Source organism: Kribbella pittospori (genome assembly GCF_004331465.1).
Taxonomy (GTDB): Bacteria; Actinomycetota; Actinomycetes; order Propionibacteriales; family Kribbellaceae; genus Kribbella; species Kribbella pittospori.
In genome coordinates this window covers 194,186-207,773 of sequence record NZ_SJKB01000007.1, presented here as the reverse complement: position 1 = coordinate 207,773, position 13,588 = coordinate 194,186, and the positions used below count along the sequence as shown (strand labels likewise).

11 protein-coding genes are annotated in these 13,588 nt (G+C 68.2%); 9 read left to right on the top strand and 2 right to left on the bottom strand.

The genetic code is table 11. The features are described 5' to 3' along the window. Nucleotides 1-22 precede the first annotated feature (22 nt). The 4 genes from E0H73_RS23075 to E0H73_RS23060 are packed head-to-tail and all read left to right on the top strand — an operon-like array spanning nucleotide 23 to nucleotide 3,064. The gene (locus tag E0H73_RS23075; protein ID WP_131359917.1) at nucleotides 23-418 is read left to right on the top strand and encodes a TOBE domain-containing protein; all 396 of its coding nucleotides are present in this window, start codon (nucleotides 23-25) and stop codon (nucleotides 416-418) included. Further along, complete coding sequence (modA, locus tag E0H73_RS23070) at nucleotides 418-1,203, top strand: molybdate ABC transporter substrate-binding protein (RefSeq protein ID WP_131359915.1); 786 nt, start codon at nucleotides 418-420, stop codon at nucleotides 1,201-1,203. The genes E0H73_RS23075 and modA overlap by 1 nt, the downstream gene beginning before the upstream one ends. Before the next feature lie 38 nt (nucleotides 1,204-1,241). Continuing rightward, on the top strand, nucleotides 1,242-2,006 hold the full coding sequence (modB, locus tag E0H73_RS23065; RefSeq protein WP_238164181.1) for a molybdate ABC transporter permease subunit: 765 nt from the start codon (nucleotides 1,242-1,244) through the stop codon (nucleotides 2,004-2,006). Beyond that, nucleotides 2,003-3,064, top strand: a complete 1,062-nt coding sequence (locus E0H73_RS23060; protein ID WP_131359911.1) for an ABC transporter ATP-binding protein — start codon at nucleotides 2,003-2,005, stop codon at nucleotides 3,062-3,064. Before modB ends, E0H73_RS23060 begins: the two co-directional genes overlap by 4 nt. A gap of 6 nt (nucleotides 3,065-3,070) precedes the next feature. Here E0H73_RS23060 and E0H73_RS23055 read toward each other — a convergent pair whose 3' ends face one another. After that, a complete protein-coding gene (locus E0H73_RS23055) occupies nucleotides 3,071-4,189 on the bottom strand; it encodes a transcriptional regulator (protein ID WP_131359909.1) in 1,119 nt (372 codons plus the stop codon). Nucleotides 4,190-4,826: 637 nt separating this feature from the next. Here E0H73_RS23055 and lanKC point away from each other — a divergent pair. From lanKC to E0H73_RS23030, 5 genes are all read left to right on the top strand, one after another. Continuing rightward, nucleotides 4,827-7,403, top strand: coding sequence for a class III lanthionine synthetase LanKC (lanKC, locus tag E0H73_RS23050; RefSeq protein ID WP_131359906.1), 2,577 nt, complete (start codon nucleotides 4,827-4,829; stop codon nucleotides 7,401-7,403). 3 nt (nucleotides 7,404-7,406) lie between these two features. After that, on the top strand, nucleotides 7,407-7,544 hold the full coding sequence (locus tag E0H73_RS23045; protein WP_130387812.1) for a SapB/AmfS family lanthipeptide: 138 nt from the start codon (nucleotides 7,407-7,409) through the stop codon (nucleotides 7,542-7,544). A gap of 155 nt (nucleotides 7,545-7,699) precedes the next feature. Next, entirely contained in the window at nucleotides 7,700-9,625 is a 1,926-nt protein-coding gene (locus E0H73_RS23040; RefSeq protein WP_131359904.1) for a prolyl oligopeptidase family serine peptidase, read from the top strand. Then, nucleotides 9,622-11,274 (top strand): ABC transporter ATP-binding protein, encoded by a 1,653-nt coding sequence (locus tag E0H73_RS23035; RefSeq protein ID WP_165555788.1) that lies wholly within the window; start codon nucleotides 9,622-9,624, stop codon nucleotides 11,272-11,274. Before E0H73_RS23040 ends, E0H73_RS23035 begins: the two co-directional genes overlap by 4 nt. Further along, a complete protein-coding gene (locus tag E0H73_RS23030; protein ID WP_131359902.1) occupies nucleotides 11,271-12,959 on the top strand; it encodes an ATP-binding cassette domain-containing protein in 1,689 nt (562 codons plus the stop codon). Before E0H73_RS23035 ends, E0H73_RS23030 begins: the two co-directional genes overlap by 4 nt. Here E0H73_RS23030 and E0H73_RS23025 read toward each other — a convergent pair. Next, nucleotides 12,938-13,537 carry a response regulator transcription factor gene (locus E0H73_RS23025; protein WP_131359900.1) on the bottom strand — a complete coding sequence of 200 codons (600 nt, stop codon included), beginning with the start codon at nucleotides 13,535-13,537 and terminating at the stop codon, nucleotides 12,938-12,940. The genes E0H73_RS23030 and E0H73_RS23025 overlap by 22 nt on opposite strands. Nucleotides 13,538-13,588: the final 51 nt, after the last annotated feature.

The following is a 13,588-nucleotide window of genomic DNA, read 5'->3' as shown; positions in this document are numbered from 1 at the left end:
CTGCGGCAGTATGCTGTCGACTGTGCCGAACTTGCGGATCAGTGAGGCGGCCGCGCTCCTCGGAGTCAGCGACGACACGGTACGGCGCTGGATCGATCAGGGCAGGCTGCAGTCAGTCCAGGAAGGCGGCCGGATGGCCGTCGACGGTGGCGCGCTCGCCGCCTTTGCCCAGAGCTTGGCGGAGTCGCCCGAGCCGGGGGCCACCGCCGCGGCCTCGGCACGCAACCGCATGCGGGGGATCGTGACCCGCGTGCTCAAAGACGGCGTGATGGCTCAGGTCGAGATGCAGGCCGGGCCGTTCCGCGTCGTGTCCCTGATGAGTCGCGAGGCGGCCGACGAGCTCGGACTCGAGCCAGGAGTGGTCGCCGTCGCCTCGATCAAGTCGACCCATGTGGTCGTAGAAATCCCGGAGGCCTGATGTTCCGTCGCACAGTGCTCGCCGCGCTGGCCGCCACCGTCGCGCTCACCCTGGCCGGCTGCGGCGACGACACCCCTGCGGCGTCGTCGTCCTCGGACAGCCCCAGTGCGGCGGCGTCCCTGTCCGGGACCATCACTGTGTTCGCGGCCGCGTCGCTCACCGAGTCGTTCACCCAGATCGGCAAGGACTTCGAGGCTGCTCACTCGGGTGTGAAGGTCACCTTCAACTTCGCCGGCAGTTCAGCGCTGGCGCAGCAGATCAACCAGGGTGCGCCCGCTGACGTCTTCGCCTCGGCTGCGCCGAAGAACATGGATCAGGTGACCGACAAGAACAGCCCGACGACGTTCGTGACGAACACGCTGGAGATCGCCGTACCGCCGGGCAACCCCGGGAAGATCACCGGTCTGAAGGACTTCGGGGACAAGAGCAAGAAGATCGCGCTGTGCGCGCCGCAGGTGCCGTGCGGCGCAGCGTCGGAAACGGTGTTCAAGGCGGCCGGGATCACCCCGCAGCCAGACAGCCTGGAGCAGGACGTCAAGGCCGCGCTGACCAAGGTCAGCCTCGGCGAGGTGGACGCCTCGCTGGTCTACAGGACCGACGTACAGGCAGCAAAGGACAAGGTGGAGGGCATCGAGTTCCCCGAAGCCAGCGAGGCGGTCAACAAGTACCCGATCGCCACGCTGACCAAGGCCCCGAACGCTGACGGCGCCAAGGCGTTCGTCGATTACGTCCTGTCCGACAAGGGCAAGGCCGTCCTCACCGCAGCGGGCTTCGCGACACCGTGAGTCGTCGTAGCAGAAGCACGATCGGGCGGCTGCCCCTCGTGCTTCTGCTGCCTGCGTTACTCGGCCTGGCGTTCTTGCTCATCCCGCTGGTCGGTCTCGTGGCCAAGGCGCCGTGGTCGACGCTGCCGAGCCGCCTGTTCAGTACGGACGTCTGGGACGCACTGAGGTTGTCTTTGCTCTGCGCAACAGCGGCCACTGCGGTGTGCATGGTTCTGGGGATCCCACTGGCGTGGTTGCTGGCCAGAGCACCGATACCCGGTCGCGGTGTCATCAGAGCGTTGGTGACTGTTCCACTGGTCCTGCCGCCGGTGGTCGGAGGTGTTGCGCTGCTCCTGGTGCTCGGACGGCGTGGACTGGTCGGTCAGCACCTGGACGCCTGGTTCGGCATCAGTCTGCCGTTCACCACGGCCGGAGTGATCGTGGCGGAAGCCTTTGTGGCTATGCCGTTCCTGGTCATCTCCGTAGAGGGTGCACTGCGTGCTGCGGACCCCCGCTACGAGGAGGCCGCTGCGACGCTCGGCGCGGGTCGGTGGCTGACGTTCCGCCGGGTCACGCTGCCTTCTATCGCACCAGGTGTCGTGGCGGGCGCCGTACTGTGCTGGGCTCGTGCGCTGGGTGAGTTCGGCGCCACCATCACCTTTGCCGGCAACTTTCCCGGACGTACGACGACGATGCCGCTGGCCGTCTATCTCGCCTTGGAGACCGATCCGGACGTGGCTGTCGTACTGAGTCTGGTGCTGCTGATCGTTTCTGTCGTCGTACTGGCGTCTCTGCGCGAGCGCTGGATCAGTGGGCTGCGATGACACTGCATGCAGAGATTCGCGTGACCCGCGGCGAGTTCGACCTCTCACTCAACCTGGCCGTCGAACCAGGTGAGGTTGTTGCGCTCCTCGGTCCCAACGGCGCCGGCAAGACCACGGCGCTCCGTGCGATCTCCGGACTGCTGCCACTGGACGACGGCCGGATCGCGCTGGACGAGGAGGTGTGGGACGAACCTCCGCGCACCTTCCGTACGCCGGATCGTCGGCCGATCGGCGTGGTCTTCCAGGACTACTTGCTGTTCGACCACCTCAGTTGCATGGAGAACGTTGCCTTCGGTCTCAGAGCCCGCGGTGTCGACAAACACGCAGCCCGCGCCGAGGCCACCCGATGGCTCGACACCGTGGGCCTGTCGTCGTACGCCCGAAGCCGACCACGCTCGCTGTCCGGTGGGCAGGCGCAACGGGTCGCTCTGGTCCGCGCATTGGCCACCAGCCCTTCGCTGCTGCTGCTTGACGAGCCGCTGGCTGCCTTGGACGCCAGTACGACGCTCCATGTGCGTGCTGAGCTAGGTCAGCACCTGGACCGGTTCCCCGGCCACACTCTGCTCGTCACCCACGACCCACTCGACGCCATGGTCCTCGCAGACCGCCTGGTGATCGTCGAACACGGCCGAGTGGTCCAGGAGGGCCGCCCCACCGAGATAGCCCGCCGCCCGCGGACCGACTACGTAGCCCAACTGGTAGGCCTCAACCTCTACCGAGGCACAGCCTCCTGCACCACCGTCACCCTGTCCGAAGGCGGCACCATCACCCTCGCCGAGCCCACGAGCGGTCCGGTCCACGTAGCCTTCCCGCCCACCGCCGTCAGCCTCTACCCCGAGCCCCCGTCCGGCAGCCCCCGCAACACCTGGCCCGCCACAGTCACCGGCATAGAACAACACGCCCACACAGTCCGAGTCCGCCTGACCGCCACCCCCGCCGGCCCAACCACCCTCCTGGCCGACATCACTCCCGCCGCAGTAGCCGACCTCCACCTATCCCCCGGCCAACCCCTCCACGCCTCCCTGAAAGCCACCGAAATCCACACCTACCCGGTGTAAATGCAGTTACTGGAGTTGGTGGTGGAGGGCCAGTTGGAGGAGGGCTGCGCCTGCGGGTTGGGTGGGGTGGGTTTGGGTGAAGGTGTTGATTGTTTCGGCGGTGAAGGGTTGGGGGGTCAGGAGGCGGCCTTCGGGGTTGGTGGTGGGGAGGTTCGGGAAGAGGGTGTCGAAGATGGTGGAGTCGAGGGACAGGACTGTTAGTAGGTCGGTGGCGAAGGTCAGGGGGTCCACGCCTAGGCCTACGCAGTGGGCTCGGGCTGTGCCGGCTTGGAGGGCGTCGGTCAGCTGGGTGGCGAAAGGCCAGTGTGCGTAGGGGATGGGGGCGGTGGCGCTTCCGTAGTCCTCGGGGTGGGCGGCCAGTTCTTCGGCTAGTTCTCTGGTGAGGTTGTGCCAGAGGGAGAAGTCGTTGTGCTCGTTCCAGACGGCGGCGGCGCTGGGTTGGAAGATGCCGGAGGGGACTACTTGGTAGAGGCCGCCGGCGTGGCCGACTTTGGCGGGGTCTCGCCAGTGCAGGTAGAAGGTGGATTCTCCGGAGTCGACGTCGCGGCGGATGGTGAGGGTGCTGATCGCGATGTTGGTGGGGCGGTTCGCCGGGTTCCAGGGGGCGCCGATTGATGTGCGCACCGGGGTGGGTGCGTTCGGGTTGAGGCGTTGGGCGGTGAACTCGTGGGCGGAGGCTTCACCGGTGTTGATGCTGCCGAAGTAGCTGCCTCGGCCGAGGCGCAGGAACGGGTTTGGGCCGGTCAGGTCCGCGGCGATGAGGCGGTAGGTGGGGCGGTCCTCGAAGACGGCAGGTGGGGCCAGGTCGGCGATGGTTTCGGCGTACGAGCCGTAGTGGGTGCCATCGGAGCGGAGGGGTAGCTCCCCCCGGGCTGCGGGTTCGCGGCCGGTGACGCCGGTGAAGGTTGCGTCGGGATCGAACTCGAGTGCGATGGACGTCAACGGGATGGGTGTCGTCGGCAACCACGTTTCGGGAGCCAGCAGCGGAGTGCCGGCGACGTGGCGGGCTGCGGGGAATGCCTCGGCTGCGTCGAGGCCGAGGCGATGGCGGTGCTCGACGAGGTGGCGGCGTACGGCGAACCAGGCCTGGCGGCCGGCCTCGACGTCGGCTGTGGAATCCGGCATGACTCATTGCAACAAGATGCAAGGTCCCCGAGCAACGGCGGGGTCCCCGGCTATCGTGAGAATTCGACCCGCGGCGAGGCCGAAGACATGATCAAGACTGTTGTTGCCTCAGACATCTTGGTGATCGCCGCAGCTGGATGCTCGGCGTCGACGGACTCAGCACCCGAGGTGCCGCCTCCGACCAGTTCAGCAGTGGTCAGCCAGACTCCGGTGACGCAGCCGACGCGGTAGCGCTCGCCGGATCGCGCAGCGGCTCATTGATGTCGGGTGCTGGACGTCGTGGGCCGATGACGAGCGCGACGCGATGCTGGCAGTGTGCGAGTCCTGGTGGCCGGAAGTGTTTGACTCGCACGAGCCGGTGCGGGCCAGGACCTCATCGACATCCTCGATCTGGTCCAGGACATCCTGCACGAGTGAGGGTCGCCTGAGTTACGAGCTGTGACGTCACCGGGATGAATTGACATGGTGTAACGGCAGATTTCACGCTCAGAACGCGCAATACGGTAACGAAGAGTGTTTAGTTACTCACTTGTAGTGTGTGGATTCTTCACGCGAGAGTGATGACATCGTGCACTACGCCAGCCCCTGTCCGGGTGTCCAAGATGTGCGGGGCACCACGAGAGGGGGTCGGACAGTCATGCACGAGAGTTACGAGTTCTACTGCCTTGCGGACCGGACGTTCTACGAGACGCCGGCCAATCGTGGTGCCCAGCACCCGGACTTCGCCCTGGCCGGCAGGGCGGTCCCGGACGGGTGGCGGCATGTGCCCGGGGAAACCTGGATGCACTACGCACCCGAGGACCTGAAGCTCCCCGCGCAAGGCTGGAAGATCCACGTGTCGGCCCGCCTCGCGGATGTCGAACGGACGCTCGAGGCCGTCTGGGAGTACTGCGTCCCACGCGGCATCGCGTTCAAGTTCCTCCGCAACGAGCCCGTCCTCGTGATGGTCAACTCGAAGGCCGCTCCGCGCGGCTCGAGTGGCAAGCTCGTGACGATCTACCCGGCCGACGAAGCGCAGCTCGAGCTCGTCCTCAAGGAGCTCGACGGGATCCTCCAGGGCGTCAAGGGCCCTTATATCCTGAGCGATCTACGCTACGGCGAGGGTCCGCTCTTCGTCCGGTACGGCGCCTTCGTCAGCAGGTTCTGTCTGTCACCGACCGGCGAGCGCGTGCTGGCGCTCGAGGACGACCAGGGCCGGCTCGTCCCGGACCATCGGGGCCCGACGTTCGCGGTGCCACCGTGGGTGACGTTGCCGGACTTCCTGCAGCCGCACCTCGACGCGCGCAACGCCGTCACCACCAACGACCTCGCGTACACGATCGACGGCGTCATCCAGTTCTCCAACGGCGGCGGGGTGTACCTCGGCCACCACAACGAGACCGGTGACCGCGTCGTCCTCAAGGAAGGCCGCCCGTACGCCGGTCTGGACATGGCCGGCCGTGACGCGGTCGCCCGGATCGCCCACGAAAAGGACATCCTCGAGCAGCTCGACGGCCTGGACGTCGTACCGAAGCTGCACGACTTCCTCCAGCTCGGTGAGCATCACTTCCTCGTGCAGGAGCACATCGACTCGGTGTCGCTGCAACGAGAGCTGGTACGGCGGTATCCGCTGACGCACCCGGATGCGACCGAGGCGGACAAGGCCGAGTACGCCGAGTGGGCCGCGCAGATGGTCGGCAAGGTCGCGGAAGCGGTCGGTCAGCTGCATGATCGCGGCGTCGTGTTCTGCGACCTGCATCCGGACAACGTCCTGCTCGACGTCAACGGCCGGCTCACGCTGATCGACTTCGAGGTCGCGACGCGCGCCGAGGACAAGGCCCGCTCGACGCTCGCGCATCCCGGCTACGCGGCGCCCGGCGATCGCCAGGGCGTCGATGTCGACCGCTACGCGCTGGCATGCATCGCGCTCGGCGTCTACGCGCCACAGGCAACGATCCTGCTGAATCTCCACCCTGGCAAGGCGTTCCAGCTCGCCGACATGATCACCGAGACCTTCCCGGTGCCGAGGGCAACCGTCGAGGAAGCCGTCCGGACCATCGTCGGACCGAAGGCAACACACGACCCGGAGATGGTCGACCTGGCCCTCCCCGGCGAGGCCGAATGGCCCGAGATCCGCGAGGCGCTGACCCGATCCATCGTCGCCAGCGCGACCCCCGAACGCACCGACCGACTGTTCCCCGGCGACATCGCGCAGTTCCGCGACGGCGGCGGCATCGACCTCGCCACCGGCGCCGCGGGCGTCCTGTACGCACTAGCGAAGACCGGCGCCGGCCGTTTCCCGGAGTACGACGAATGGTTGCGCAAGCGGGCCGTGGACACGGAGACCGGTCCTGGCCTGTACGACGGTCTGCACGGTGTCGCGCACGTCCTCGACGAGCTCGGATACCGCCAGGACGCGCTGGAGCTGGTCGACCGCACCCTCGCCGACGACTGGAGCTCCCGCGAGTTCGGGCTGCACTCCGGTCTGGCCGGCATCGGGCTCAGCCTCCTGCACTTCGACACCGAGCCGGCCCTTCGCGCGAAGGCAGTCCGCGTGCTCGACCTCGTTGCTGATCGGCTCGGCGACGTAACCGACGTACCTGAGGTCAGTGGCGGTCAGCAAGCGCGGGCCGGGTTGATGCACGGATCGTCCGGCCCGGCACTCCTGTTCCTGGAGGCGTTCGAGCAACTGGGTGACACCGGACTGCTCGACCTCGCCGAGGTCGCCATCAGGCAGGACCTCCGACGTACCACCCTGACGCCCGACGGCATGCGGCAGGTGGACCAGGGCTGGCGGACCCTGCCGTACCTCGAAGAGGGTTCGGCCGGCGTCGCGCTCGTCCTCGAGCGGTATCTGCGCCACCGTCCGTCCGACGAGCTCACGGCGACACTCGCCGAGCTTCAGCGGGTGACCCACTGCTCCTACTACGTCCAGCCCGGTCTGTTCATGGGTCGCGCCGGTCTGCTCCTCACAGCCGCCTCACTCGGCGAGGAGCAGGCGACGGTCGACGACCTGGTGTACGGGCTCGGCTGGCACGCGATGCCGTACCAAGGCGGTCTCGCGTACCCCGGCAACCAGTTGCTCCGTCTGTCGATGGACCTGGCGACCGGATCGGCCGGCGTACTGCTGGCCCTGGGAACGGCGCTGCACGACGCGCCGGCGTCCCTCCCGTTCCTCGGACCTCCCCAGTGGTCCGAGTCAACATCGCGACGATCTACACCGAAGGAGGTGTAAAACATGGCACTTCTCGACCTTCAGGGTCTGGAGACCCCGGGCTACGGCCACGGCGGCCACCACCACGGCGGCTCCACGCTGACCGTGCTGGGCTGCGCTTCGCAGACCCCGAGCAACCTGAGCCTTCTGCTCTGCCACTGATCGGTGGTTCCGAGGCCCTGGGTGGGCGGCAAACCCCACCCAGGGCCGAACTGCCTTCAGGCCGTGCCGCAGGGCACGGCCCGACCCGATCACCGGTGACCGACTCGCCTCGGTCGCCGGGCGGCTGCTGTTGTGCTGGACGGAAGGAGTGGAGTGTGGGTACCTCCGTGCAGTCCTATCCATGCGCCGAGCGGAGTCCGCTGGTGGAGCAGGTGCACGGCTGTTCCGTCGCGGATCCGTACCGCTGGCTCGAAGACTCCGAGTCGGCCGAGACCCAACGGTGGCAGGCGGAACAGGACGAGCTGTGGCTGAATCATGCCGCCACGCTGACGAACCGGTTCCGGTTCCGCACCAGGGTGAAGGCCCTCTCGAACGTCGGCACCGTCTCCGTCCCCAGCTGGCGCGGCGACCATTGCTTCACGCTCCGCCGCGATCCGGGCCGACAGCACCCGATCCTGTACGTCGACGAGCGAGCCCTGCTCGACCCGCTGCAGCTCGACCCCAGCGGACGCACCACTCTGGACGGCTGGCAGCCGTCACCCGATGGCAGCCTCCTCGCCTTCCAGGTCTCACAAGGTGGCACCGAGCAGTCCGTCCTGTACGTCCTCGACGTGACCACCGGTCAGCTCGCGGACGGCCCGATCGACGGTTGCCGCTACTCCCCGATCGCCTGGCTCCCGGACGGCAAGTCCTTCTACTACGTGCGTTTCCGCCAGGTACGGCATCACCACCTGAACGACCCCGACGACACCACGATCCTCGCGACCGAAGCGTCGTACGGGCTCGAGCTCAGCCATGACGGCCGCTGGCTGACGATCTCGGCCTCCCGCGGTACGGCGAACGACCTCTGGCTCGCCGACCTTGCCACGGACGATCCGCCAACCCCCGTACAGCGGGGCGTCGACGCCCTCACGGTCATGACGGTGGGACCCGACGGCCGCCTGTACGTCGTCACCACGCGCGACGCGCCGACCGGCCGCATCTGCATCGGCGACCCCATGAGCCCCTCGGACTGGGACGACTTCATCCATCCCGGCGCACCACTGACCGGCCTCGCGATCCTCGAGGACCACATCCTCGTCAGCCACACCAACGAGATCACGATCCACGACCGCACAACCGGCACGCGAATCGGCTCTGTCGAACTCCCAGGGTGCGTAGGGTCCCTGAATACGCGACCGGACGGCGGCAACCAAGCCTGGTTCACCTACACCGACAGCGTCACCCCGTCGGCCGTCTACTGCTACGACGCCACGACCGGCAGTACGACGCTCTGGTCGCAGGCACCTGGCGTGGTCGCGGACGCCGAGTCGCACCGCCTCACCTACACCTCACCCGACGGCACCGAGCTCCAGCTCCTCGCGATCGCCAAGCCAGGGACCGAAGGACCGCGACCCACGATCCTCTACGGGTACGGCGGTTTCGGCCAGTCGCTCACCCCGACGTACTCGGCGTTCACGCTCGCCTGGGTCGAGGCCGGCGGCGTCTTCGTGACCGCGACCGTCCGCGGTGGCGGTGAGCGTGGTGAAGAGTCCCACCGGGCCGGGATCCTGGACCAGAAGCAGAAGGTCTTCGACGACTTCATCGCGGCCGCCGAGCACCTGATCGCGACCGGTTGGACCACCGCCGATCAGCTCGCGGCGTGTGGCGAGTCCAACGGCGGTCTGTTGGTCGCCGCAGCGCTCACTCAACGCCCGGAGTTGTTCGCGGCCGCCGTCTGCTCGGCACCGCTGACGGACATGGCGAGATACGAGCTGTCGGGTCTCGGCGCGCACTGGGTGCCGGAGTACGGGTCAGCGTCGGATCCTGACCAGTTCAGGACCCTGCTGTCCTACTCGCCGTACCATCGTGTTGCCGAAGGCGTGATGTATCCGGCCGTTCTCCTGACTGCGTTCGGGAACGACACGCGCGTGGATCCCTTGCACGCAAGGAAGATGTGCGCCGCGCTCCAGCACTCGACCGCGGGCGAACGTCCGGTGTTGCTGCGGCTCGAAGCCGACGCGGGCCACGCGACCGGAGGCATCAGCCTGGCCGCCGACATGCTGGCGTTCGTCGCCGGCCATACCGGGCTGGCATCGTGATCACCTTCGGAGAGGTCGCCAAGCACAGCCGCGGCTGGCTACCGGTGATCGGACTCAACGCACTGATCGGCAGCGGCGTCACGCTTGCCCTGCCGACGATCCTCGGCCGTTCGGTCGACTCGATCGTGGCAGGACACGGCTACACCCGTTGGCTGATCGCGGCCGCCGGAGTCATCGGCCTCGGGATCGCCGCGAGCATCGTCGATGCGTTCGTCGGCGCCGCGTGTGTCGCTGAGACGACTGCCTGGCTGCGGCATCGCCTGGTCAGGCAGATCGTCCACGGTGGCCCGGAAGGAACCCGAGGCTTCGAGACCGGCGACCTCGTCACCCGCGTCTCCGCCAACGCCACCGACGCCGCACAGGCCGGTCCGGCCGCCGTCACCGCGATCGCCGCGATCGCTCCGCCAGTGGGCAGTCTGGTCCTGCTCGCGGTGATCGACCCCTGGCTCGCGGCGGCGTTCTTCGGCGGCGTACTGCTCGTGATCCTGGTCTTGTGGACGTTTGCAAAGCGGACCGCCGACGTCAGCCTGGCCTACCAGGAAACTCAGGGCCGGATCGCCGCGCTGCTGTCCGAGTCGCTCACCGGCATCCGCACGATCGCCGCCGCCGGTACGACGGCCCGCGAGGAACGCCGCATCCTCGGCCTCCTGCCCGAGTTGCACAGGCACGGCGTCGTCACCTGGCGCATCCTCGCCCGCTCCGGCGCACAAGCCGCGATCGTGGGTCCGCTGGTACTCGTCGCCGTACTGGCCGTCGGCGGACTCCAGCTCGCGTCAGGCCGGATCACCGCGGGCGAGCTGTTCGCGGCGTCCCAGTACGCCGTACTCGGGGCCGGTCTCGGCAACCTGACCGGTGTGCTCGGGGAGATCGCCCGCGCCAAGGCCGGTGTGCATCGGGCCGGCGAGGTGCTCGCGATCGAGTCGGTCGCGCACGGCACGCTCGCACTGCCGAAGGGAACCGGCCACCTGACGTTCAACGGTGTCAGCGTGGTTGCAGGCGGAAATGTCCTGCTGGACAACGTGAATCTCGACCTTCCCGGCGGAGCGACCGTCGCAGTGGTCGGTCCGAGCGGAGCCGGCAAGTCGGTGCTCGCCGCGCTCGCCGCGAGGTTGCGCGACCCGTCGACCGGCCAGGTCTCGCTCGACGGGGTACCGCTGCAGGCCGTCAGCCGAAATGCTCTGCGCCGCGCGGTCGGGTGCGCCTTCGAACGTCCGCAACTGGTCGGCCGGACGATCGGCGATGCGATCGCGCCCGAGGCGATCAGCCCGGTCCGCACGCTGGCCGCGGCCCGCGCCACCCGCGTGCACGACTTCGTCAGCCGGCTGCCCGACGGGTACTTCACCTCGTTGCGCAAGGCACCGATGTCCGGCGGTGAACGGCAACGCCTCGGCCTCGCCCGGGCTTGGTCGGCGGACCGCCTGCTGGTGCTCGACGACGCGACCTCCAGCCTGGACACGGCCACCGAGCGGCAGATCAGCCGCACGCTCACCGAGGATCGCCACCACCGGACCCGCCTCATCGTCACCCACCGTCCCGCCACCGCGGCCCGCGCCGACCTCGTGATCTGGCTCGACCACGGCCGCGTCCGCGCCATCGGCCCCCACGCCGACCTCTGGCAGCACACGTCCTATCGCGAAGTGTTTGGATGAAGCGCGAACTGACCTACGGCGCCAAAGCGTTGCGGAAGTGGGCGACGACCAGGCTCATCGCGTGGTCGATCCCGGAGATCCTGCCGACCGCGATCTACGGCATCGCAGTTGCCCACGCGACCGACAACTTCCTCGGCGGCCATGTCTGGCGGGGCATCGCCTGGCTCGGCGGACTGGTCGCGACGGCTTGTCTGGGAGCGGCCGGAGCACGTCAGGTGTACGGCCGCCTCGGCGATCTGGTCGAGCCCGTCAGGGACGACCTGGTACGACGCGTTGTCGCCGGCGCACTGCGGACCGGGGACGACAGTGCCGTGGCGCGGTTGAACCGGCAGGTGGAGATCGTTCGGGACACGTTCGCCGGGTTGGTGCTGGTGATCCGCAGTTTCGCTGTCACGTTGTTCGGCGTACTGGCGGGGTTGTTGTCGCTGGCGCCCTTGGTGGCGGCGTTCGTCGTACCGCCGTTCCTGCTCGGGTTCGCGTTGTCGTTGGCGGTGCTGGGGATGGCGGCGGATCGGGTTCGGGCGTCGTTGCAGGCGGATGAGGACCTCGCGGCGTCGGCCGGCATGGTGTTCGGCGGGGTGCGGGACATCACGGCGACCGGGACCGAGGAGTTCGCCGGACGCTTGGTGGGCGAACCGATCGAGGCCCACGCAGCGGCGGAGCGTGCACTCGCCAAGGTCGCGGCACTCCGGACTCTGTGCTTCGCGGTCGGTGGTTGGCTGCCGCTGCTGATCCTGCTGGCAGCGGGACCTTGGCTGATCGGGCGTGGAGTCAGCACCGGCACACTGCTCGGCGGCCTGACCTACGTGCTGATCGGGTTGCAGCCGGCGCTGAACACAGTGATGAGCGCGCTGGGCGACAGCGGTCTGCGGTACGTGATCACCCTCGGCCGGATCCTGGACGCCTCCACACCGGTCACGCAGCCCCAGGCCGCAAGCAGTCCCACCGGTTTCGACGTCCGCCTGCGCGGGCTGAGCTTCGCCTACGGCCCGAACGCCGAACCGGTGCTGGACAAGCTCGAACTGACCATCCCCGAAGGTGAGCACCTGGCGGTCGTCGGGCCAAGTGGGATCGGGAAATCCACGCTGGCCGGGCTGGTGTGCGGGATGCTGACACCCACGAGCGGACAGTTGCTGCTGGGCGGCGTACAACCGGCGAAGGTGACGCCGGCCACGCGAGTGCTCATCCCCCAAGAGGCGTACGTCTTCAGTGGGACCGTGCTGGACAACCTGACCTATCTGTTGCCTAACGCAACAACACCGCAGGTGGCGGACGCGGTCGATGCGATCGGAGCGGCCGCGCTGATCGAGCGGATCGGTGGACTGACCGCGGACGTCAGACCGGGCGAGCTGTCCGCAGGCGAGAGGCAGTTGATTGCACTGGTCCGCGCGTACCTGTCCCCCGCGCCGCTCGTCGTACTCGACGAGGCGACCTGCTTCCTGGATCCGGAGGCCGAGCGCGTCGCCGAGGAGGCGTTCGCCAAACGCGAAGGCACGCTCATCGTGATCGCGCACCGGATCAGCTCGGCGCTCCGCGCCCGCCGCATCCTGGTCCTCGACGGCAACCAGGCGACCCTGGGCACGCACGTCAGCCTGATGCGCAAGTCCCGCATGTACCGCGACCTGCACGGCAACTGGGCACCGACCACGACCCAGAAGCGGAGTCAGATCCAGCCGGCGTCCTGAGCCTTCCGGATCGCCTCGATCCGGCTGCGTGAGCCGGTCTTCGCAAGGATGCGAGACAAGTAGTTACGCACGGTCCCGGCACTCAGACTGAGGGTGCGGGCAACCTCCTGCGCGGTCGCGCCGGTTGTGACCTGCCGCAGCACCTCGCACTCACGATCGGTCAACGGGTTGTCGCCCGCCTTCAGCGCCGCGACCGCGAGCCGTACGTCGACGACCGGCAGGCCCTTCGCCACGTCCCGGACCGCCTGCACCAACTGGTCCGGGGTCACGTCCGTCGCGATGAGACCGATCCGCGGCGCCTGCTTCACCAGCGCGATGCTGGTCGCGGCGATCGCCTCGTGATCGATCAGCACCAGCACACCGCGGCCGGTCAGCTTCCGGCACAACTCCTCGATCCGGATCCGCCCGGGCAGCTGTGGGTCGAGCAGTACGACGTGCGGCCGTCGCCCGGACACCTGTAGGACGTCCTCCGAGCGGTCCAGCTCGGCCACCACGTCCAGATCGTTCTCCCTTGCCAGCACCGCGGCCAGTGCACCACGCACCAACGTGCCGCGATGGCCGAGAGCCACTCGGATCACCGCTTGCCCCCATACCCTTCCGTCGCCTCATCCGCCGGTCCGCCACCGCGG

Coding starts and splice junctions, on each gene's coding strand:
- modA (WP_131359915.1), top strand. CDS start 418: ATGTTCCGTCGCACAGTGCTCGCCGCGCTGGCCGCCACCGTCGCGCTC.
- E0H73_RS23060 (WP_131359911.1), top strand. CDS start 2,003: ATGACACTGCATGCAGAGATTCGCGTGACCCGCGGCGAGTTCGACCTC.
- E0H73_RS23055 (WP_131359909.1), bottom strand. CDS start 4,189: ATGCCGGATTCCACAGCCGACGTCGAGGCCGGCCGCCAGGCCTGGTTC.
- lanKC (WP_131359906.1), top strand. CDS start 4,827: ATGCACGAGAGTTACGAGTTCTACTGCCTTGCGGACCGGACGTTCTAC.
- E0H73_RS23045 (WP_130387812.1), top strand. CDS start 7,407: ATGGCACTTCTCGACCTTCAGGGTCTGGAGACCCCGGGCTACGGCCAC.
- E0H73_RS23030 (WP_131359902.1), top strand. CDS start 11,271: ATGAAGCGCGAACTGACCTACGGCGCCAAAGCGTTGCGGAAGTGGGCG.